The organism is Bradyrhizobium sp. (assembly GCF_030654605.1).
Taxonomy (GTDB): Bacteria; Pseudomonadota; Alphaproteobacteria; order Rhizobiales; family Xanthobacteraceae; genus Bradyrhizobium.
Genome location: NZ_JAURXB010000123.1, coordinates 50,105 through 71,103, shown reverse-complemented (window position 1 = coordinate 71,103; position 20,999 = coordinate 50,105). Strand labels below are relative to the sequence as shown.

Genomic DNA, 20,999 nt, shown 5'->3' with positions numbered 1-20,999 from the left:
CGGGCCAGCAGTTGCCCGGCGGTGACGGTATCGCCGGGCTCCGCCAGCACCTCCGCCACCTTCAGCCCCGGCCGCTCCGAGCGCACCGAGGTCTCCTCCCGCGGAATCAGGATGCCGGACACCTCGACGATATTGTTGAAGCAAGCTTTTGCGGCCTTGATCACGGTGACCGCGGCGCCCTTGGGCGCGCCCTCGGGCGGCTCGTCCGCGGCGAGCGCGGGGGAGGCGAGGAGGAGGAGGGCGGCGAGGAGGGTGGGGAAATGATTCATCGGCAATGATCCCGGTTCGGGGGATATCGATATCAGACGGGGGGCTGAGGGGCCAAGTGCCAACCAGCGGATCATGTTCTCTCCTTTGGCGCTCGCCGGGCCTCAGCCCGGGCACTGCGGCTCGAAACCTCCTTGAACCAGCTGCGTGTCTGAAACCACGCTGCTATTTTGTCAGCAACGGCGTCTGCGCCCTGTTCCTTGACCGAGCATTCCCAGACGATAGCGACCCTCCAGCCAAGCTTTCGCAAGGCTTCCACGTTTCGTTTGTCGCGCTTGATGGTGTCTCCGAACTTCGCCCTCCAGAAGGGCACGTTGGAAGCCGGCTTGGTGCAAAATGCGCAGTGCTGGTGTCTGTGCCAGAAGCAGCCTCGAATCTCGACGATTGCATTGTGTCTTGGCAAGACGATGTCTGGACGCCCGGGAAGCCCCGCGACATGCAGACGGTATCGCAACCCCCGACGGTGCAGCGCGCTCCTCAGGCCTATTTCGGGTTTGGTGTCCTTGCCGCGGATTCCGGACATCATCCTTGAGCGGGTTATTTTGTCGACAACGTCGATCATTTGATCTTTCCCTTGGCGTCCGCGGCCGGTTTGCTTGATTATAGTTCGAACCGCTCGAGAACCTTAGATGAGTACCGAATTTGCCATAGTTGATTTGTTCGCGGGCCCAGGCGGCCTGGCCGAAGGCTTTTCAAGCATTCGCAACAAGGATGGCTCCCACCCATTTCAAATCGCGCTTTCGGTAGAGAAAGAGGATTCAGCGTTCGAGACGCTTCGGTTCCGAAGTTTTTTTCGTCAGTTCAATGGCTCACCTCCCGCGGACTATTACCGTTTTCTCAATGGCGAGATTCCTGAGCCCGACTGGAGCGCCCTTTTTCCAGTTGAATGGAAACACGCCTGCCTGGAAACTGTGAAGCTCGAGCTGGGCTCACCAGTAGCGACCCGGGAAATCGACGCGCGCCTCGCGCAAATCACCGCGAACTATCGCAGCAATGTCATTCTGATTGGAGGTCCACCTTGCCAAGCCTACTCCCTCGTGGGAAGGGCCCGCAACAAAGGCACTGTAGGTTACGAAGCCAGCGCGGACCATCGGCATTTCCTCTACAAGGAATACATCAGGATCCTGCAAGCGCTGATGCCTGCTGTCTTCGTGATGGAAAACGTGAAGGGCCTTCTGTCGTCCTCTGTTGATGGAGAGCGTGTATTCGATCAGGTTCTTGGCGATCTACGCCGGGTTGGCGGCGGCTCATACCGACTTGTTCCCCTGGCGCCGCGCTCAGGTCAGTCTTTTTTCGCCGGTATGATTCATCCGCCTGCCGCAGATTTTGTGGTGCGCGCGGAAGATCACGGAATTCCACAATCACGGCACCGCATCATCATTGTTGGCATCCGTGCTGATATCGCTGCGGGACTGGACGACAGTCAAATCAATGCTGCGCTGCTCCCGCGATCCGAATCCCCTGTGATGGTACAGCAAATACTAAAGGGAATGCCCAAGCTTAGAAGCGGCCTAAGCAAGGAAAACGACAGCGAGCAGATTTGGAAATCTGAAACGTCTCGAATCATGCGCGATGTTTCAAAGGCAGCAATCGAGCTTTCCGACGACGACAAGAAAGCGTTCAGGGCTCTCGGAAAGAATGTCGCGGGAGGATTGTCAGCGGCGAAAAAGACTTATCGACGCTTCGGAGGGGCTTATGCGAAGGTGCCAGCTTCCTGCCCAAATGAACTGAAGCAATGGTTGATAGACCGGAGGCTCAAGGTCTTTCCAAACAACGAAACGCGCGGACACATGCTGGCCGATCTGGGCCGTTATTTCTATGCCGCATTGTACGGCCGTATCGTAGGTGTGTCGCCAAAGGCAAAGGACTTCCCGCGAGAACTTGCGCCGGATCATCGCAACTGGAAGACCGGAAAATTTGCAGACCGCTTCCGGGTTCAGCTCTGGAAGAGCCCAGCAACAACCATCACCAGCCATATTTCCAAGGACGGTCATTACTTCATTCATCCCGACCCCGCCCAGTGCCGCAGCTTGACGGTCAGAGAGGCCGCGCGGCTTCAGACGTTTCCGGATAACTATTTTTTCAAAGGCAACCGAACGCAGCAATTCGTCCAAGTCGGCAACGCCGTACCCCCGTTTCTTGCGCGAAAGATTGCCTCATCGGTATATGGATTGCTTCTCGCGGGCACTGTTTCTCGCAAATTGAAAAGAGCGAGCTAGCGGGGTTATTTTTTCATTTAAAATCAGTCACTTATGCAAGAATCATTTGCGCGGCGGGCGAGATTGTCGAAATATTCTTGATACATTCATGAAATGTGTTGAACAAAAGCCGTTGGCCCGTTACACATTCTTGAAATGTTTAATGACGGGCTCAACCTATGCGTGACAAACGACTGAAATTCATTCAGCTTGCGGAGGCGCGGGTATCGCGGGCCATGAACGACATTCGGCTGATTGGCAACCTTTCCAATCGCGGCGCCTACACCTACGCTGACGATGACGTACGGAAGATTTTTAAAGCATTGCAAAAGGAATTGGATGCGGCCAAGTCGAAGTTTGGCGGCGAAGCTGGTTCCAGAGAAACTGAATTTCGATTGGGGGATTGATGCCTGACTGGAATTTCGAAGAGCGGGAACCTCGATACATTGAACAAGAGCTGACGCAACGCGATCAATTCAACAACGATGAGGTCACTCTCGCAGAAGCCATTGTGCGCGAGGTTATCCAGAATTCTGCAGATGCTGCACTGGACGACACGCCCGTCAAGGTTCGCTTCAGCATCTGTGAGATTTCGTCAGCTGATGTACAGCAGTTTCGCCAGCAGTTCGTCGCGTTGCGGCCGCATCTCATCGCATGCAAAATCAATGCGTGGGAAATCGATGAAAAGAAACCGCGAGTACTTATCATCGAGGACTTTGCAACCAAAGGTCTGACCGGTGAACCAGGGGCGCTTGATGGCGGCAATTTTCATAGCTTCTGGCGCCGCCACGGTAAATCGGGAAAGAGCGGTCGCGCAGGCGGACGTTGGGGCCTCGGAAAACTAGTTTATTCAACGTCATCGGATATCCGATGCTTCTTCGGGCTGACGGTTCAGGCAGGAACAACCAAGCCTCTCCTGATGGGGCAGGCTGTGCTCGCTAACCATGAAGTCAACAACAAGAAATATGTGGCGCACGGTTTCTGGTTCGGAAGCAGAAATTCAGACGACATGCAAATGCCTGTGACCGACGAATCTTTCATCGACGTCTTTCGAAAGCAGGTCGGTATAACGCGAACAACGCAAAGTGGTCTTTCGCTGGCAATTCCGTTCGTCAACGAAAAGATCACTGAAGATGTCATAGTGCGCGGCGTTATCGGAAATTACTATTTTCCCATTCTTGCTGGCCGGCTTGTCGTTGAAGTGGGATCTATCGTCATCGATGCGAAGAGCTTTGGCGCTGTCGCTAAGAAAGCGATGATCGGAGAAAAGGATAACCCAGATCGATATAGCTTCGTCGAGCAGGTTAGTGCCCGACTGTCGAGCGAGCCCGCGTTTGAGTCAAAGCTATCGATGACCGCAAAATCGCTCGAAGCCGATCAATTCGACGGCGCTCAAGTCGCAAAGATGAAGGAGGCTTACGGGCGGGGCGACCTTGTGCACGTCCGTATGCCAGTTCGCCTGCGACGCAAAGAGGGAGAGGAAAAAGAAAAGATCAGTTACGTCGATCTATTCATGAAGCCGCCACCAGAAAACTCAAAGCCGTTTGTTCTTTTCGCGCGAGGATCAATCACCGTGCCGGGTGAAGCACGCTATTTTAGCGGCGCAAATGCTTACGGAGCCTTCGTTGCTCGGCAGGAGGACATTGTAGGCTTCCTCGGTGACGCGGAAAATCCGGCTCATACAACATGGAGCGGGACGGCTGAAAAGCTGACCGCTAACTGGCGTAGTCCAGGGCCGACCCTCAAATTTCTGCGGTACGCTCTGTGGGATCTGTATACGATCGTAAGTGACCAGGGAGATCGAAAGGACGAAGACGCGCTCATCGATTTCTTCTCGCTGGTGGATCCCGCGAAATCAGAAGGCCGAAAAAAGGGCAATACCACCGGCATACCGCCGGGCCTTACGCCAAAGGAAAAGGCTTTTCGTATTCAGAAGCGAGGGCAGGGCGGATTTGCTATCGTGCCTGGACCCGGTGCTGCCAATTGGGAATTCCCGAAGTCGATTCGGGTGCGCGTCGCGTACGACGTCCTCGGCGCGAATCCGTTCAGCAAGCACAGTTCGCTGGATTTTGATTTGACCGGCAAGGATATCGACGTTGAAACCACCAACATCAACGTTACGACCCCAGAGGCTAACGTTCTCGAATTATCTGTTACGTCGCCCGAATTCCTTCTTGAGGCAAAAGGGTTCGACACGAATCGCGACCTCGTCGTGGACGCGAAGGCAAAACCATGAGTAGCGCAAAGCGACGTATCAATTCTACCGGCAGGAAAAAGATTTCGCAGGATAAGATCGACGTGCGTATTCTTTCTGTGGTTCCTGGCGAGCCCCTCAAGGCGAAGATCGGAATTGACTTTGAGTCTTTAAATCTCCCTGCGTCGGCCGCGATATCGGTGGAAGCTTATCATCGCAGCACGGCCATGCGATTTGACTGTGGCACGGTGGGGACCAAAAAGATTCCTGAGGTCCTTAGTCTCAATGAACTCGATCAGACTGGGGGTGTGCTTTTTCGTATCAAGGTGGTCGACCAGGAGGGCCAACCCGGCAAAATCCTCGCTTCGGCGGATCGAGTGCGCCCCTCCATAGAGGGAGAGCACGTGGATCGGAGAAGCATTTTTCCGGTCGATTACCGGAATCTCGGACAGGAAGTCTGGCGCGTCGATATCAACGATGATGCAGGTCCTACCTTGCTGCTTAACAGCAAGATACCGGCATTGATGCACCGGATACACGAGAACCCGCTTGTCGCTGGTGCGTTGCTACCTGCGGCTTTTCGTATCGTGCTTCTGCACATAGCCAACAATCCCTCCGAAGATGACGAAGATGGATCAGGCTGGAAGGCTGACTGGATGAGATTTTGCAGCGAAGGTCTCGGAGTCGAAGATGATCCGGATGAGCTGGAGGACGACGAAGCAAGAGACCTTTGGGTAGATGACGTTGTTCGGCGTTACTGTGAAACAAGGGACTTTGTCGAGAAGGCAAGGCAAATGGCCCCGGGATTGACCAATGGCTGATTATTTGAGGAGACTAAACGAAGCGGGGATTTCCCAATTTGCGGAATACCTCTCTGGAGGTGCAACCGGCAGTCCGCCGCTTCAGTTGCTCAGTCACCCGGACACATCGGAACCCCTCGCAGATACGATAAAGCTGGCCGACCGCGATTATCCGAATCGGTACGAGTTCGGCCGCGATCTTGCCATGCGGCTGAATTCGCTTGACCCGGCAACAATTTCCAACGACCGGGGATTGTGGACCTGGCTTGCGCTGTATCTGTTTGAGAAGCTCTGTCCGCCCGGATCAGACGGAAAACGCAAGCTCGATAAGCAGTACCGTTACATTCTGAGCAGCGACTACCGTCATTACTACCGACACCTCGTTCGCACGCCTTGGCAACTCAGTCGAGATCACGGTCCCAATTCGCGCTTCCTGCTTCTTGCGACGAGCGATGCGGCGGATCCGCTCCGTCGTCATGGTGACATTCTTGAACAACTCGGCGGGACTCAAAGTATCATCCGCAGTCGGCCGATCATCGCCGAGGCTTCTCGCCTGTACTCCGATCCAATATCAGGGCGGCCGAGAAGAGGCGCGGCCGGAAAAGGCGGCGGAAGTATCAGGCGCTTCGCGCGCGTTTTGCGTCAACTCGATCTGACTTTCGATCCAGAGCTTATGCCCCCGGGCGGTCTCAGCGCCATACTTCCGATCGAATTTAACAGTTGGAAGAAAAGTGTGGCAAAAGCTGTTCACTCGTCAACTATCACTACGACATCGACGACTCCACCATGATTGCTTGAGAGCGATCGCTGTGCTCACATTGCGGCGGTCGTTGCGCAGCTCGCTGACGTGCCTGCGCTGCAAGCTCATGGCTTCCCCCAACGCGCCTTGCGTCAGGCCGCGCCTCTATAAATTCCTCGACCAGGAATCCGCCAATCGTCGCCGGCTTGTGTTTTGTCATCAACATGGCTTGCCCAAATCCTATTGCCTGGCTTCTATGACGCTGGTTACCTGACCGGGTAACATCCCATCTCAAAAAGAGGACCCCCGCCATGCCCGCCACCTACGACTACATCATCGTCGGGGCGGGCTCGGCCGGCGCCGTGGTCGCCAGCCGCCTCAGCGAGAGCGGCGCCTACACCGTGCTGCTGCTGGAAGCCGGCACCAAAGGCTCCAGTCATTTCTGGGCGCGCGTCCCCGTCGGCACCTCGAAGATGATCGACGATCCCGCGGTCAACTGGTGCTACCGGTCGGAGCCGGATGAGGGCTCGGGCGGGCGGCGCATCGATGTGCCGCGCGGCAAGATGCTGGGGGGCTCGAGTTCGATCAACGGCATGGTCTATATCCGCGGCCAGGCGCGCGATTACGATCACTGGGCCCAGCTCGGCAATCGCGGCTGGAGCTGGCAGGACGTGCTGCCGATCTTCAAGCGGATGGAGCGTTACGCCGGCGGCTCCGATGAATTTCGCGGCCGCGACGGCCTGCTGCGGGTCACCGATACGCCGCGCAACAAGCTGCCGCTGCTGGAGAAGATTATCGAGGCCGCCGGCCGCATCGGGCTGCCGTTCAATCCGGACCAGAACGCCGAGAGCCAGGAAGGCGTCGGCATGTCGCAGGTGACGATCGCTGGGGGGCGCCGCCAGAGCACGGCGGTCTGCTATCTCGATCCGGCGCGCGGGCGGCCGAACCTCGCGATCGAGCAGGGCGCGCTGGCCGAGACGCTGGTGCTGGAAGGCAAGCGCTGCGTCGGCGTGCGCTATTCCGTCGAAGGCGTGCGGCGCGAGGCGCGGGCGGCGCGCGAGGTCATCGTCTGCGGCGGCTCGGTCAATTCGCCAAAACTGCTGGAACTCTCCGGCATCGGCCAGAGCGAGCGCCTGCGCGCGCTCGGCATTGCCCCGCTGCATGAGTTGCCGGGTGTCGGCGAGAATCTGCGCGATCATTATTCGCCGCGGGTGAAGTTCGCGATTGTGGAGCGCAACCTCACTTTCAACGACAATGCGCGCGGCTGGCGTCTGGCGCGCGAAGCCCTGAAATACGCGCTGTTCGGAACAGGCTTTCTCGCCTCGACCGCGGTCCCGATCCGGATCTATTTCCGCACCCGCGAGGGACTGGAAACGCCTGACGCGACGATTTCGATCCTGCCCTTTTTGTATGAGATGGTGGGCGGCGTACGCCGCGTCGCGAAGCGGCAGGGCATCACCATGAACGTCAACGTGCTGCGTTCGCAGAGCACCGGTTCGATCCACATCGCATCACCGGACCCGGCTGTACCGCCCGCCATCCGCTTCAACTTCCTGTCCACCGAGCACGACCGCGCCGGCGTCATCGCCGCGATCCGCAAGGGCCGCGAACTGATGGCGACCTCGCCGCTCAAGGAGATCACCGGCGAGGAAATCGCGCCCGGCGCGCAGGTTCAGAGCGACGCCGACATGCTGGAATGGGTGCGCCACAACGCCGAAACCACCTTCCATCCCGTCGGCACCTGCAAGATGGGCTCCGACGCCATGGCCGTGGTCGACAGCGAATTGCGGGTGCACGGCATCGAAGCCCTGCGGGTGGCGGATGCGTCGATCATGCCGATGTTGATCTCGGGCAATACCAACGCGCCGGCGATCATGATCGGCGAGAAATGCGCGGAGATGGTGCTGGCCTCGGCAGCCGCGCGGCAGGCGGCGGCGTAGGTACGGCCTGACGTACTATATCTTGGGGTGGAACGAGCGCCGCCCGTCTAGCCATTCTGTACATGGGGTTGTTTTCGACATTTTTGCTTTGAGGCGCTCCCGGCGCCACACCCTCGCCGTCGTCCCTGCGAAAGCAGGGACCCATACGCCGTGTCGCCTGTTGTGAAAGTTGCTGTTGGAGGGCTTCGCGCAACCGCTGACCCCTGTGATTATGGGTCCCTGCGTTCGCAGGGACGACAGCTAGGGGTGTCGCCTACACCGGCTGCTGCCGCCGCCGCGGCGCATCGGCCGTCTCCGCCGCCGCCGCCTCATCCTCCCCGCGCCAGCGCAAAATCTCCACTGCCAGGATCGGATGATTGAATCCCTTCAGCGTCAGGTCCTCCAGCTGGCGGCCTTCCACCCATGGCTCGACCATGCCGAACACGCGCTGGCTGACCACGATCTGACCGGCCTTGGCTTCGTCGCACAGCCGCGAGGCCAGGTTGGTGACGCTGCCGATCGCGGCGTATTCGAGCCGCTGCTCGAAGCCGATCTGGCCGAGCGTGGCATAGCCGAGCGCGATGCCGACGCCGAAGCCGAGGCTGTGGCCGCGGTTGCGCCATTTCTGGGTCAGCACCGCGATGGCGTCGCGCATCTCCACCGCCATCTTCACGGCGCGCTGCACGTGGTCCGGAAACTGGATCGGCGCGTTGAACAGGATCATCACGCCATCGCCGGCATAGCGGTCGAGCGTGCCCTCGTAGCGGAAGATCAGCTCGCCGAGTGCGGCGTGATATTCGCGCAGCACGTTCATCGCCTCTTCCGGCTCGGTGGCTTCGGTGAAGGCCGTGAAGCCGCGCAGATCGCAGAACACCACCGTGACCTCGCGGCGATGGCTGTCGAGCAGCGAATCATGGCCATCGGAGGAGGCGATCAGCTGCGCCACCTGCGGCGGCAGGAAACGCTCCAGCCGCCGGATGCGCTCGATCTCGCCCAATTGTTTCTCGACCCGCTCCTCCAGCGACCTGTTCCAGTTCTTCAGCTCGTCGGTCTGTTCCTGCAGTTTTGCGGCCTGCTGCTGCACGGTGGAGTGCGCGGTCGCGAGTTCGCGGCCCTTGGCGTCGACTTCCGAAAACAGCCGCGCATTGCGCATCGCCAGCACCGATTGATGCGCGAAGGTCTTCATCAGCCCGATCAGGTCGGGCGAAAACTCGCCGGCCATTTTGCGCAACACCACCAGCGAGCCCAGGATGCCCTTCTGGTCGACCAGCGGCACCACCAGCACCGAATGGAAGCCGGCCTCCAGCACGACATCACGCAGCCGGTTCCCGGCGGCGCCGGCCAGATCGGGGATCGCGATCGGCTCGCCTTGCGCCGCGGCCGCGCCGAGCACGCTGTCGGCCTCGTCGATGACGAGATGGTTGCCTCCGGCCGCCTTGTCGATGCCGATCGCCTCGGTGAGGTTGAACTGATGTTCTGCCGCGTCGTGGCCGTAGATCAGCACCGCGTCGGCATGGGTGATCTCCAGCGCGCGCGCCGCCACCGTCGGCAGCACCGCGTTGAGGTCGAGCGAGGAGGCCACCGCGCGGCCGACTTCCTCCAGCACCTTGAGTTCGTTGATCGAGCGCGCCAGATCCCGCGTCCGCGCCTCGACCTTGGATTCGAGGCCGGCATAGGTTTCCTGCAGCTGGCCGGCCATGCTGTTGAACTGGTCGGACAATTCCTCCAGCTCGTCCCTGGTGCGCACCTCGATGCGATGGCTGAAATCGCCGGCGCCGAGCCGCCTTGCGCCTGCGCGCAGCGCGGTGATCGGGATCAGCATCCGCCGCGCCAGCACGGTGCCGGCGAGGATAGCGACCACGAGGCCGAGCCCGATCAACAGCGCGCTGCGCACCAGCTGGTCGCGGATCGGCGCCAGCGCCAGCGCGGTCGGCTGCTCGAACAGCGCATGCCAGCCGAGTTTCGGCAACGCGCTCGATGCCGTCAGCACCCTCTCGCCGTCGAAGCCGGTGCCGGAGGTGAGCGGCACGCCGTCCGGCTTCAGGAGGGCCGCGACCTGCGGCAGCGCGGCGAGTTCGTTGCCGACCTCCGGGCCCTTCGAGCCCGCCAGCACCTGGCCGCGCGCATCGACCACATAGGCGTAGCCGACCTTGCCGATCTGGGCCTCGCCGAGGAAATCGTTGAGAAAGCGCAAATCGATCTCGGCCAGCGTGACGCCGGCGTTGACGCCGGAATGCGACACCGCGATCGACATGAACGGGCGGGAGCCGACGAAATAGGCCGGCGCGAAGGTGACGCCCTTGGCGTTGGTCTCGATGAATCTGATATCGCGGGCGAAGTCGCCGCCGCCGTCGGTCACCACCTGGGTGCGCGACATCCGCAGCAATTCGCGGCCGCTGCCGCTGATGAAGGTGAGCTGGCTCACCGCCGGCAGCTGGTTCAACAGCTGCGCATAATCGGCGCGGCGCTGCTGCAGGGTGCGATCGAGGTTCGCCGCCGTCGCACTGGCGCGCGTCACCCAGCTGATCTGCCGCTCCAGTTCATAGATCGACTGCTCGATCCGCCGCGCGGTGGCTTCCGCCTTCTCGCCCATGGCCTCGACCAGCGCGACGCGCGTACCGCGATAGCTGATCCAGGTCTCCATCGCGCCGTTGACGGCGAGCACGAACACCACCAGCCCGACCAGCGAGACGACGTATTTGGCGAACAGCCCTTCGCGCAGAAACCAGGTTTTGTCCTTGACCGCGCTCATCCAGACCCTCGTGCGCCGTCCCCCTCTGAGGTTCGCGCCCAGCCGGCCCTGTCTAGCACAATTTGGCGGGCCCGGACCGAAGCGCCGCCGGCATGGTTAGCCGCGATTTTGGGCAGTTTGAGTATGAACCACCCCCGTCATGGCCGGGCTTGACCCGGCCATCCAAGCCTTTCTTGTTTCCGATGAGCGGAAGGAAGACGTGGATGCCCGGGTCAAGCCCGGGCATGACGGGTCTTCCTTCACCGGTTGAACAGCTGCCGCAGCACGTCGTTCATCGCAGGGCTGTCCTGAATGCCGTCCGGAATCGTCTCGTTTGGCGCCGCAGGGGCCGGCGGTATCGACGGCACCGGAGAGGCCGGCGCGGCGAGGCTGCGGCCCTGGCTCGGCCGTTGCGCCGGCGCCGGCTGGCCAATTCCCTGTTGCCCCAATCCGCCTTGGCCAATCCCTCCCTGGGCAATTCCTCCCTGGCCCAGCCCCTGCTGGATCAAATTCCCCAGGGTCTCGCCGAGCTTGCCGCCGAGCAGGTCGTTCAATCCGCCTCCGGCCGCAGGTGCCCCGCCGCCGGTCCCGGGTCCGGCACCCGCTGCGCCGCCGCCTTGCGCGCCGCTCAGTCCGCCGAGCAACGCGTCCAGTCCGCCGCCGTCCTTGCCGAACAGGCCCTTGCCCATCTCCTTCAGCTTGGCATAGGCCGCATCGGGATTGTCGAGCATGCCGGCCATGTCGGGATAGATGCGCGGCTCGGACCACGGCCCGTCGATCATCACGGGAATGCCGAGCCCGACCGGATCGGCGGTGCGGCCCTGGCCCTGGGTGGTCAGGACCAGCTTCGGCTCGACCCGGAACGCGATCTGCTTGGTGCCGAGGTCGATGGTGCCGATGCCGGTCATCTTCACCAGCGGGCCGACCAGGTTGAGATCGGTAGTGGCGGCCTGGCCCTTGTCGATCTTGAACGAGGCCGACAGCTGGCTGAGGTCGGTGACCTGGTCTGGCCCTTCCTGCCAGCCCGACAGCGTGCCCGAGGTCAGCGAGCGGACCATCTTGGCGACGTTGAGCCCGCGGATGGCGCCGTCCTGGAACACCGTGAACATCGTGCCGTTGAGGTTGGACATGATGGCGCGTGGGCTGTTCCCGGTCGAGCGCACGGCGATTTTCGCCTGCATCTTGCCGTCCAGCTTGTCGAAATCGGCAACGCTGCTCAGCAGCGGCAGCGCGCGGACGCCGGCAAGGTCGCTGCGCAGCGCGAAGCTCGGCTCGGCCGCCGACGCGTCCGCGGTGATCTCGCCGCTGGCCTGGCCGCCATAGGCGCCGAGATTGGAAAACCGCACCTTGAGCACGCCGCTGCCGAGCGTGGCGTCGATCGCGGCCGGCACGAATTGCGCGCCGCCCACTTTGAGCTCGGCGGCGGAAGCGCGCACCTGCGCGTCGATATAATTCAATCCGCTGACGTCGAAGGTCGCGTTGCTCCAGGGCTGCGCGCCCGAGGCGCCGCGCGGCGTGGCGCCGCCGAGGTCGAGCCGCTGGAAATCGAGATCGAGTTTGACCAGCGGCTTGCTGGCGAGATCGACCGAGGCCCAGCCGTTGAACGCGGCGTCGCCGAGCGTGCCCGACAGGCCGTTGATCATCACGGTCGAGCCGTTGAGCCGCACCTCGGCCTTGGCCGACACCGTCGCCTGCAGCTGGCCGGGCGCGTCGAGCACGATTTCGACGGGAATGTTCTGCCGCTCCAGCGGCGGCACCGGAGCGGTGGCGTTGATGTCGAATTTGAGCGGACGATCGCCGGCTTTGGCGCTGCCGGTGATCCTGACCTTGCGGTCGGCGCCGATTCTGGCTTCGGCGTCGATGCTTTCGATGCGATTTTCCACGCGGTCGCGCAAATTGGAAAACACCACCGTGCCATCCGTCACCTTGATGCGATCGATCGCGGCCTTGTCGGCGCCACCGGGAGGCGACGCGGGCCTCGCCGATGAGATCAGCTGTCCCGTGCGTTCGCGCAGCAGCGGCACGTGCAGCACCGGCTTCCTGACGACGAGTTCGGTGACCTGCGGGCGGCCCGACCACAGGCTCGCCAGCGTCACGTCGGCCTGCACGCTGCCGACGGTGACGCGGCTGGAGCCGTCGCGGTCTTTCGGGTCCTGCAGCGTGACGTCGTTCAGCGTCACATTGAGCGACGGCCAGATCCCGATCTTGCTGGCGCCCGCAATGGTGAGCCGGTAGCCGGTTTCGCGCTCGACCCGCGCCTGGATTTCCGACGTCAGGAAACCCGAGGGCGCGCCGACGATCAGCAGCAAGCCGGCCACCACGATCACGGCGACAATGGCGGCCCCGGCGAATTTCAGTACTCTCATGTCGTCATTCCAGACCGGCCAGCCGCATGCGAATTCAGCCCGGCCGTATCGGCGCGGACCCTTGTCCCCCAAGCTTATCCCGAAGAGGAAACCGCTCAAAGCCAGCAAAAATAATCCGGAGGTGCTGCAAAGATATGTGACTTATGACACACTTCGGGGCGGGCAAACCTTGCTAACGCCCATCTGACGATCTCGCATCCTCGCTGGAAGGCATTGCAATGAGTAAAGCGGCCGAATTTGCGGTCATTCTGAAGATGAATCCGATGTTCGCGGACCTGGGTCCCGACGAATTGCAGCGGATCTCCAGCCTCTGCCACACCCAGCACCTCGGGGTCGGCGAGATGCTGTTCCAGAAGGGCGACGCCGGCGACGCCCTGTTCGGGGTCCGCCGCGGCCAGATCCGGATCGAGACCGGCGCCTCTGACGGCAGCCGCCTGACCCTGAATTTCCTCGGCCCCGGCGATCTGTTCGGCGAGGTCGCGGTGCTCGACGGCCAGAGCCGCACGGCGGATGCCACCGCCGGCGAGCCGACCGAATTGTTCGTGCTGCGGCGCGAGGATTTCCTGGCCCATCTCGAGCGCGAGCCCCGCGTCGCGGTCAAGCTGATCATGCTGCTGTGCCAGCGCATCCGCTGGATGAGCGAGCGGATGGAGGAATCCATGCTGCAGCCGCTGCCGGTGCGGCTGGCCCGCCGGCTCTGCGCGCTGTCGTCGGATTTCGGTTCCGAGGTGCACATCTCGCAGGAGCAACTCGGCGTGTTCGTCGGCGCCGCCCGCGAAAGCGTCAACCGCCAGCTGCAGCTGTGGCGCAAGGACGGCATCCTGGACCTGCAGCGCGGCCGAATCCTGCTTCAGAACATGACCAAGCTGACGGCAGTGGCGCGGAACGACTAGAACCGGCCGAAAACGCTGTGCATGGCGACGGAACCATACCGCCAGAGCCGGGTTTCCCAAGGTTGGGGTTGGCCGGGGAGAATTCTATGCAAGGGAGTGGGCGGTTCGACGCGTCATTGTCCGACGATGGACGCTACCGCATGCTGATCGAGGCCATCACCGACTACGCGATCTATATGCTTGATTCCAACGGCATCGTGTCGAGCTGGAACCCGGGCGCGCGGCGCTTCAAGGGCTACGAAGCCTCCGAAATCGTGGGCGAACATTTCTCGCGCTTCTACACCGAGGCCGATCGCGCGGCGGGATTGCCGCAAAGGGCGCTGGAGACGGCGGCCCACGAAGGAAAATTCGAGAACGAAGGATGGCGTATCCGCAAGGATGGCACCCGGTTCTGGGCCTATGTCGTCATCGATCCCATCAGGGATGGTTCCGGTAATGTCGTCGGCTACGCCAAGATCACGCGCGACCTGACCGAGCGCCGACTGGCCGAGGAACAGCTCAGGCGAAGCGAGGAGCAGTTCAAGCGTCTCATTCAGGGCGTCACCGATTACGCGATCTACATGCTGACGCCGGAGGGCCTCGTGTCGAGCTGGAACGCGGGTGCCGAGCGGATCAAGGGCTACGAGGCCTCCGAAATCATCGGGCAGCATTTCTCCCGGTTTTATATCGAGCAGGACCAGCGCGCGGGAGCCCCGCAAGCCGCGCTCGAAACGGCTGCGCGCGACGGCAGGTTCGAAAAGGAAGGCTGGCGCCAGCGCAAGGACGGCAGCAAATTCATGGCCAGCGTCGTCATCGATCCGATCCGCGCCGACGATGGAACATTGCTGGGCTTCGCCAAGATCACCCGCGACATTACCGAGCGCAGAAAGTCCGAGCGCGCGCTGCAGGAGACCCGCGAAGCCCTGTTCCAGTCGCAGAAAATGGACGCGATCGGACAGCTCACCGGCGGCGTCGCGCATGATTTCAACAATCTGCTGATGGCGGTGCTGGGCAGCCTCGAACTGCTGCGCAAGCGTCTTCCCGACGATCCCAAGACGTTACGTCTGGTGGACAACGCCATGCACGCCGCCCAGCGCGGCGCCGGATTGACGCAGCGGATGCTGGCCTTCGCGCGCCGGCAGGAGCTCAATCCGGTGGCGCTCGACGTCTCGGAGCTCGTTCGCGGCATGACCGATCTGCTGCACAGTTCGCTCGGCGCCACCGCGCAGATCAGGATGGAGTTCGCCTCCGGGCTGAACAGGATTCTCGCCGATCCGAACCAGCTGGAACTGGCCATCCTCAATCTCGCCGTCAATGCGCGGGACGCGATGCCGAAAGGCGGCTTGATCGTCATCACCGCGAAGGAGGAGACCATCGCCGGCGCGCCGGACCTGAAGGACGGAGTTTATGTCTGTCTGTCGGTGACCGACAACGGGTGCGGAATGGACGAAGCGACGCGCCGGCGGGCGCTGGAGCCCTTCTTCACCACCAAGGGCATCGGCAAGGGCACAGGACTGGGGCTGTCGATGGTTCATGGCATGATCCAGCAGTCCGGCGGCAAGTTCATGCTCAGGAGCAGCAAGGGCGCCGGCACCACGGCTGAGCTCTGGCTTCCGGTAGCGGACGGTCCCGACCATGTTCAGAACGAAGCCGCCTCGAGGCCATCAAATGGAAAGGAAGGTCCCCTCCTGATCCTCGCGGTGGATGACGATGCGCTGGTGCTGCTCAATACCGCGGCCATGCTGGAAGACCTCGGCCACACCGTGCTGGAGGCGGTCTCCGGCAAGGACGCCCTCGACATCATCCGGCGTGACGACACCATCGACCTCGTGATCACCGACCAGGCCATGCCGCACATGACGGGCTCGGATCTCGCCGCCGCCATCAGGGCGGAGAAACCCCATCTGCCGATCATCCTGGCGACCGGATTCGCCGAGCTGCCGCCCGGCGCGGATGAAGGCCTGCCCAAGCTGTCGAAGCCGTTCCTGCAGCAGCAGCTGGCGGATGTTATCGCGAAGACGGTGGCGGTGTGAGGGGGAACACCGTTATGCCGCAGTGCCGAACGGGTTCGACGTTCAGGCTGCTTCCGGGACGTAGTGCAGGGTGAGCAGTTCCGCGCGGGGGCAAGGCGCGATAGCATAGGCGCGACCTTGCTCGTCGCTGAATTCCACCAGCGAAGTTCTGGCGTCGAGCTGCTCAACGACGGTGCCGACTTGCCCACGTGCAAGTCGCTGCGCCGGCAGATCCGTCAGCAGTGCCACTACGTCCAGGACGGACGGTCCATCGCTCTTTGCGCCGTTTGTCGTATTCATCATAGCACCCAGCAGGTGATGAAAATCGGCTGGCTTTCACCAGTCCGCACGATCCAGATTGTTCTTATCACAGCGTGCTTATCCCGTCGCCTGATTGCGGCGTCCAGACGCCAGTGAGCGCCCCATTCATCCGTTGCAACCCAGGAGGCCTCATGGGAGCGGGCGGCCTCCAACAGGATGCCCCGCAACCAGGCAGCATCGCTGCGCTGGAGGTCGAGAGCCTCACGGAATACTCGAGCTTTGTGGCGACCGCGCGGGTGTAGCGGATTGAGGCAATAGTCCTCGATCTTGCGAATATCGAGTACGGCCTGATCAGGGTTTGGCAGAAAAGTTGTCATGGCAATCGCAGGTCTTCACGATGTCACCCGCACCCAAATGCTATTCCGCCGCGGGCGAATGCGCGATGGCCGGTGGCGGCTTGTGGCCGCCGGAATGATCGCCCGGTCCGGGCTCGTTCTCGCCGCTGGAGGCCAGCAGTTTCTTGCCGAAGCGCCAGATCAGCGCGCCGAGATCGTCCATCAGGATGAACATCGCCGGCACGAACACCAGCGACAGCAAGGTCGAGAACACCAGGCCGCCGATCACCGCCAGCGCCATCGGCGAACGGAATTCGCCGCCGGCGCCGAACGCCAGTGCCGAGGGCATCATGCCGGCGGCCATCGCGATGGTGGTCATGACGATGGGGCGCGCGCGCTTGATGCCGGCGTCGATGATCGCGTGATCGCGCGGCGCGCCCTCGCGGATCGATTCGACCGCGAATTCCACCAGCATGATGGCGTTCTTGGTGACGATGCCCATCAGCATCAGGATGCCGATCCATACCGGCGTCGTCAGCTGCTTGCCGGTCAACAGCAGCGCCGCGATGGCGCCGCCGATCGATAGCGGCAGCGAGAACAGGATGGTGATCGGCTGCAGGAAGGTGCCGAACAACAACACCAGCACCGCATAGACCATCATCAGGCCGGTGGTGATCGCGGTGGCGAAACCGTCCGACAGTTCGGCCAGGCTCTCGGCGTCGCCCGAGGGGCTGACCTTGACGCCCTTGGGCAGGCTCTTCATCACCGGCAGGTCGTAGATTTTCCTGGTGGCGTCGCCGAGCGCCGCAGAGCCGACGAGATCGGCGGCCACGGTGGCCTGACGTTCCCGGTCGTAGCGGTTGATGCTGGTCGGGCCCTGATCGAGCCTGATGTCGGCGACCACGGAGAGCGGCACGCCGCCCTTTTCGCCGCGCTGGCCCAAAGGCACCCGCAACTGCTCGAGGATCTGCAGGTCGCCGCGCGCACCGTCCTCGAGCTGGACCCGGATCGGCACCAGCCGGCCGCCGGCGTCGAATTTCGCCAGCGCAGGACCGACGTCGCCGATGGTGGCGACGCGGATGGTCTGCGACAGGCTTTCCGTGGAGACGCCGAGCCTTGCCGCCAGCTCGGCGCGCGGCTGGATACGAAGTTCCGGCCGGTCGAGCGAGGTTTCCGAGATCACGTTGGAGATGATCGGAATCCGCTTCATCTGCGTCGCCAGCTCGCTGGCGACGTTGCCGACGATGTTGCTGTCGACGCCGGTGACGACCAGCGAGATCGCGCGCAGGCCGTTTTCGTCGAGGAACCAGAACCGGATGTCGGGAACGTTCTCGAGATCGCCTGATATCGCCAGCTCCAGCTCGCGCTGGGTAATCTTGCGGTCGCCTTTCGGCGTATAATTGATGATCAGCGCGGCGCGGCGCACCTCGAAGATGCCCGGGGGCACCCGGCCGCCGTCGACGAACACGCTCCTGATCTCGGGCCGCTTGCGCAGCCGCGTCACGATCTCCTCGGTGACCTTCTCGGTATAGGCGAGTTGCGACCCCGGCGGCAGCTCCATCGCCAGCAGCGAGCGCGCGGTGTCCTGCGCCGGCAGGAAGCCCTGCGGCAGCAGCGTGATGCTCCAGATCGAAACGGCGAGGGTGCCGAAGCCGGCCAGCACGGTGATGAAGTAGTGTTTCACCGACCATGTCACGAGCTTGGTATAGGTCTTCAGGATGCGGCCCGGCGGCGGGTCCTCGTGCGGATGGTCTTTCAGGAAGTAGGCGGCCAGCACCGGCGTGACGAAGCGCGCGGCCAGCAGCGAGAAGAACACCTGCACCGACACCGTGATGCCGAACTGCTTGAAGAATTGCCCGGCGATGCCGGACATGAAGCTTGCCGGCGCGAAGATCGCGATGATGGTCAGCGAGATCGCGATCACGGCGAGGCCGATCTCGTCGGCGGCTTCCAGTGCGGCGCGATAGGGCGACTTGCCCATTCGCATGTGGCGCACGATGTTCTCGATTTCGACGATGGCGTCGTCGACCAGGATGCCCGTCGACAGCGTGATGGCGAGGAAGCTGACCAGGTTCAGCGAGAATCCGAGCATGTCCATCGCCCAGAACGCCGGGAAGATCGACAGCGGCAGCGAGACCGCAACGATGATGGTGGCGCGGATGTCGCGCAGGAACAGCAGCACGACGATGACGGCGAGGATGGCGCCTTCGAACAAGGTCGAAATCGCGGCTTCATAATTGCCCTTGGTGAAGTCCACCGAGGTGTCGATCAGCTTGAGGTCGACGTCGGGATAGGCGGTCTTCAGCGCTTCGATGCGCTTCTGCACGGCGGCGGCGACCACCACGTCGCTGGCGCCCTTGGAGCGCTTGATGCCGAGCGCCACCACCGGCTCGCCGTTCAGGCGCGCGAAGGTGCGGCGGTCGGCGATGGTGTCGGTGACGGTGCCGAGATCGTCGAGACGAACCTCGCCGCCGCCGAACAGCGGGATCATGGTGCCGGCGAGATCGTTCAGGGTCTTGGCGCCGGCCAGCGTGCGGATCGCCTGATCGTTCTTGCCGATCTCGGCGCGGCCGCCGGCGAGATCGACATTGGTGCCGCGCAGGATCTGGCTGACATTGACGGCGGTGAGGCCCGCGGCCTGCAGCCGGTCGGGATCCAGCGACACCAGGATTTCGCGCTCGACGCCGCCGATGCGCTCGACCTGGGCGACGCCGCGCACGCCCTGCAGCGCGCGCTTGACGACGTCGTCGACGAAATAGGACAGCTGCTCGGGCGTCTTGCCCGGCGAGATCGCGGCATAGGTGACGATCGGCAGGCCGATCACGTCGACGCGCTGGATCAGCGGCTCGTTGACGTTCTGCGGCAGGTTGGAGCGCACCCTTGTGACGGCGTCCTTGACGTCGTTCAGCGCCCGGTCGGTGTTGGTCTCGAGCGCGAACTGGATCGTGGTCAGCGACAGCCCGTCGGTGATCGACGACGAAATGTGCCGCACGCCCTCGACGCCGGACACGCCGTCCTCGATGGTTTTTGTCACTTGCGATTCGAGCTCGGCGGGGGCGGCGCCGAACTGCGACACCGCGACCGAGATCACCGGGATGTCGGCGGAGGGCAGCCGCGTCACCGCGAGCTTGGTGAAGCTGACCCAGCCCAGTACCAGAAGGATGATGGAGAAGACGATCGACGGAAGCGGGTTTCGGATCGACCAGGCCGAGATATTGAGAGCCATCAGCGCACCCGCGTTCGATCTAGTTCCTCGGCGAACATGGTCTTGATCTGGTCGCCGTCATGCAGCGAGGTGCCCGCGTCGGCGACGACGATTTCGCCGACGTCGAGGCCCTCGAGGATTTCCGTTGATGTGTCGGACACCAGCCCGACCCTCACCTTCCGCGTCTCAACGATGTTTCCTTTGACCACCTGAACGGTCGAATGGTCAATGGCGGTGCGCGGAATCGCGACGCCGCAACTGCGCTTGGCGTCGATGCTGGCGCGCGCAAACATGCCGATCTTGAGCGACGGGTTGTTGGTCAGCGCGATCCGGATATGACCGAGCTGGGTGGCGCGGTCGATCTGCGGCGAGACCAGCCGTACGCGCCCGATCAAATCGGGCACGTTGTCCCGGCTGATCCGCGCGCCGGCGCCGGGATTGAGCTTCAGCATATGGATCGCCGGCACTTCGGCATCCAGTTCGATCTCGTTGTTGACGGAAATCCGGAACATCGGGCCGGCCTGCGGCGAGGCGGGCGCGCCGGCGATGGTCCTGACTTCGGTAACGAGGCCGGCGGCCGGCGCGCGCAGCACGGTCGGGCCGGGCCGCGTTCCGGGCTGCTGCGGCGGCGGTGTCAGCCGCGCCAGTTCCTGATTGTCGGTGACGATGTCGCCTTCGCGCACCAGCACCTCGGAGACCCTGGAGCCCTCGTGCTCGACGCCGACCACCGCTTCGCGGCGCGGCACGATGAAGCCGGTGACCCGGACCAGGTCGGAGAAGCAGGCGTTGGTGCTCTTGGTGACGATGACCATCGCCTTGGTCGGAATTTCCTTTTCCTCAGGCCGGGGACGGTGCCCAAGCCAGTAGTAGACCCCCACCGCGACCACGACGACCACTCCGATCGCAGGCTTGAGATATTCGGAGAGCTTCATCGCCGGATCGATCCAGGTCTGTCGGGAGGAGGTATCAAGACGCTTTATCGCGTTTTCCTTATAGCGTTTTCCGGCGAAGTGGATACCGGCTCGCGCGGGGAAAATGCGTCAAATAAACACAGAGCCTCCGTTCCGATCGCGTCGGAACGGAGGCCCGTGATGAAAAAA

General features: G+C 62.5%; 15 protein-coding genes and 1 pseudogene. 8 read left to right on the top strand and 8 right to left on the bottom strand.

Translation table 11 applies throughout. From position 1 onward, the window contains the following. Positions 1-269 (bottom strand): annotated as a pseudogene (locus tag Q7U29_RS12775) (efflux transporter periplasmic adaptor subunit); the annotation flags it as partial. 71 nt (positions 270-340) lie between these two features. Then, entirely contained in the window at positions 341-829 is a 489-nt protein-coding gene (locus Q7U29_RS12770; RefSeq protein WP_304741898.1) for a very short patch repair endonuclease, read from the bottom strand. 67 nt (positions 830-896) lie between these two features. On the opposite strand from Q7U29_RS12770, the gene Q7U29_RS12765 reads away from it, so the two are divergent. The 6 genes from Q7U29_RS12765 to Q7U29_RS12735 all read left to right on the top strand — a co-directional run bounded on the left by Q7U29_RS12765 (position 897) and on the right by Q7U29_RS12735 (position 8,138). Then, entirely contained in the window at positions 897-2,486 is a 1,590-nt protein-coding gene (locus tag Q7U29_RS12765) for a DNA cytosine methyltransferase (RefSeq protein ID WP_304741897.1), read from the top strand. Between the two features lie 158 nt (positions 2,487-2,644). After that, positions 2,645-2,872, top strand: a complete 228-nt coding sequence (locus Q7U29_RS12760; RefSeq protein WP_304741895.1) for a hypothetical protein — start codon at positions 2,645-2,647, stop codon at positions 2,870-2,872. Then, positions 2,872-4,701 carry a hypothetical protein gene (locus Q7U29_RS12755; protein ID WP_304741893.1) on the top strand — a complete coding sequence of 610 codons (1,830 nt, stop codon included), beginning with the start codon at positions 2,872-2,874 and terminating at the stop codon, positions 4,699-4,701. The genes Q7U29_RS12760 and Q7U29_RS12755 overlap by 1 nt, the downstream gene beginning before the upstream one ends. Beyond that, positions 4,698-5,480, top strand: coding sequence for a hypothetical protein (locus tag Q7U29_RS12750; protein WP_304741891.1), 783 nt, complete (start codon positions 4,698-4,700; stop codon positions 5,478-5,480). Before Q7U29_RS12755 ends, Q7U29_RS12750 begins: the two co-directional genes overlap by 4 nt. After that, positions 5,473-6,249 carry a hypothetical protein gene (locus Q7U29_RS12745; protein WP_304741889.1) on the top strand — a complete coding sequence of 259 codons (777 nt, stop codon included), beginning with the start codon at positions 5,473-5,475 and terminating at the stop codon, positions 6,247-6,249. Before Q7U29_RS12750 ends, Q7U29_RS12745 begins: the two co-directional genes overlap by 8 nt. Positions 6,250-6,509: 260 nt before the next feature. Next, complete coding sequence (locus Q7U29_RS12735) at positions 6,510-8,138, top strand: GMC family oxidoreductase (RefSeq protein ID WP_304741887.1); 1,629 nt, start codon at positions 6,510-6,512, stop codon at positions 8,136-8,138. A 253-nt stretch (positions 8,139-8,391) separates the two neighbouring features. On the opposite strand, the gene Q7U29_RS12730 is transcribed toward Q7U29_RS12735, so the two are convergent. Further along, a complete protein-coding gene (locus Q7U29_RS12730; protein ID WP_304741885.1) occupies positions 8,392-10,869 on the bottom strand; it encodes an adenylate/guanylate cyclase domain-containing protein in 2,478 nt (825 codons plus the stop codon). A gap of 239 nt (positions 10,870-11,108) precedes the next feature. Next, the gene (locus tag Q7U29_RS12725; protein WP_304741883.1) at positions 11,109-13,214 is read right to left on the bottom strand and encodes an AsmA family protein; all 2,106 of its coding nucleotides are present in this window, start codon (positions 13,212-13,214) and stop codon (positions 11,109-11,111) included. Between the two features lie 218 nt (positions 13,215-13,432). Between Q7U29_RS12725 and Q7U29_RS12720 the strand changes: the two genes are divergently transcribed. Further along, positions 13,433-14,107, top strand: a complete 675-nt coding sequence (locus tag Q7U29_RS12720) for a Crp/Fnr family transcriptional regulator (RefSeq protein WP_304741882.1) — start codon at positions 13,433-13,435, stop codon at positions 14,105-14,107. 86 nt (positions 14,108-14,193) lie between these two features. Next, entirely contained in the window at positions 14,194-16,119 is a 1,926-nt protein-coding gene (locus Q7U29_RS12715; RefSeq protein WP_304741881.1) for a PAS domain-containing sensor histidine kinase, read from the top strand. Positions 16,120-16,161: 42 nt separating this feature from the next. Here Q7U29_RS12715 and Q7U29_RS12710 read toward each other — a convergent pair whose 3' ends face one another. Genes Q7U29_RS12710 through Q7U29_RS12695 form a run of 4 tightly spaced genes read right to left on the bottom strand, consistent with a single transcriptional unit; the run spans position 16,162 to position 20,831 of the window. Beyond that, positions 16,162-16,398, bottom strand: coding sequence for a DUF4926 domain-containing protein (locus Q7U29_RS12710; protein ID WP_304741880.1), 237 nt, complete (start codon positions 16,396-16,398; stop codon positions 16,162-16,164). Continuing rightward, positions 16,398-16,736: a DUF6883 domain-containing protein gene (locus Q7U29_RS12705; protein WP_304741878.1), complete on the bottom strand. Its 339-nt coding sequence runs from the start codon at positions 16,734-16,736 to the stop codon at positions 16,398-16,400. Before Q7U29_RS12705 ends, Q7U29_RS12710 begins: the two co-directional genes overlap by 1 nt. 40 nt (positions 16,737-16,776) lie before the next feature. Beyond that, positions 16,777-19,920 (bottom strand): efflux RND transporter permease subunit, encoded by a 3,144-nt coding sequence (locus tag Q7U29_RS12700; protein ID WP_304741877.1) that lies wholly within the window; start codon positions 19,918-19,920, stop codon positions 16,777-16,779. Beyond that, positions 19,920-20,831: an efflux RND transporter periplasmic adaptor subunit gene (locus tag Q7U29_RS12695; protein ID WP_304741875.1), complete on the bottom strand. Its 912-nt coding sequence runs from the start codon at positions 20,829-20,831 to the stop codon at positions 19,920-19,922. The genes Q7U29_RS12700 and Q7U29_RS12695 overlap by 1 nt, the downstream gene beginning before the upstream one ends. Positions 20,832-20,999: the final 168 nt, after the last annotated feature.

Bases quoted from the DNA above. Each gene is read 5' to 3' on its own strand.
- Q7U29_RS12770 (WP_304741898.1), bottom strand. From the start codon at position 829: ATGATCGACGTTGTCGACAAAATAACCCGCTCAAGGATGATGTCCGGA.
- Q7U29_RS12765 (WP_304741897.1), top strand. From the start codon at position 897: ATGAGTACCGAATTTGCCATAGTTGATTTGTTCGCGGGCCCAGGCGGC.
- Q7U29_RS12760 (WP_304741895.1), top strand. From the start codon at position 2,645: ATGCGTGACAAACGACTGAAATTCATTCAGCTTGCGGAGGCGCGGGTA.
- Q7U29_RS12755 (WP_304741893.1), top strand. From the start codon at position 2,872: ATGCCTGACTGGAATTTCGAAGAGCGGGAACCTCGATACATTGAACAA.
- Q7U29_RS12750 (WP_304741891.1), top strand. From the start codon at position 4,698: ATGAGTAGCGCAAAGCGACGTATCAATTCTACCGGCAGGAAAAAGATT.
- Q7U29_RS12745 (WP_304741889.1), top strand. From the start codon at position 5,473: ATGGCTGATTATTTGAGGAGACTAAACGAAGCGGGGATTTCCCAATTT.
- Q7U29_RS12735 (WP_304741887.1), top strand. From the start codon at position 6,510: ATGCCCGCCACCTACGACTACATCATCGTCGGGGCGGGCTCGGCCGGC.
- Q7U29_RS12730 (WP_304741885.1), bottom strand. From the start codon at position 10,869: ATGAGCGCGGTCAAGGACAAAACCTGGTTTCTGCGCGAAGGGCTGTTC.
- Q7U29_RS12725 (WP_304741883.1), bottom strand. From the start codon at position 13,214: ATGAGAGTACTGAAATTCGCCGGGGCCGCCATTGTCGCCGTGATCGTG.
- Q7U29_RS12720 (WP_304741882.1), top strand. From the start codon at position 13,433: ATGAGTAAAGCGGCCGAATTTGCGGTCATTCTGAAGATGAATCCGATG.
- Q7U29_RS12715 (WP_304741881.1), top strand. From the start codon at position 14,194: ATGCAAGGGAGTGGGCGGTTCGACGCGTCATTGTCCGACGATGGACGC.
- Q7U29_RS12710 (WP_304741880.1), bottom strand. From the start codon at position 16,398: ATGAATACGACAAACGGCGCAAAGAGCGATGGACCGTCCGTCCTGGAC.
- Q7U29_RS12705 (WP_304741878.1), bottom strand. From the start codon at position 16,736: ATGACAACTTTTCTGCCAAACCCTGATCAGGCCGTACTCGATATTCGC.
- Q7U29_RS12700 (WP_304741877.1), bottom strand. From the start codon at position 19,920: ATGGCTCTCAATATCTCGGCCTGGTCGATCCGAAACCCGCTTCCGTCG.
- Q7U29_RS12695 (WP_304741875.1), bottom strand. From the start codon at position 20,831: ATGAAGCTCTCCGAATATCTCAAGCCTGCGATCGGAGTGGTCGTCGTG.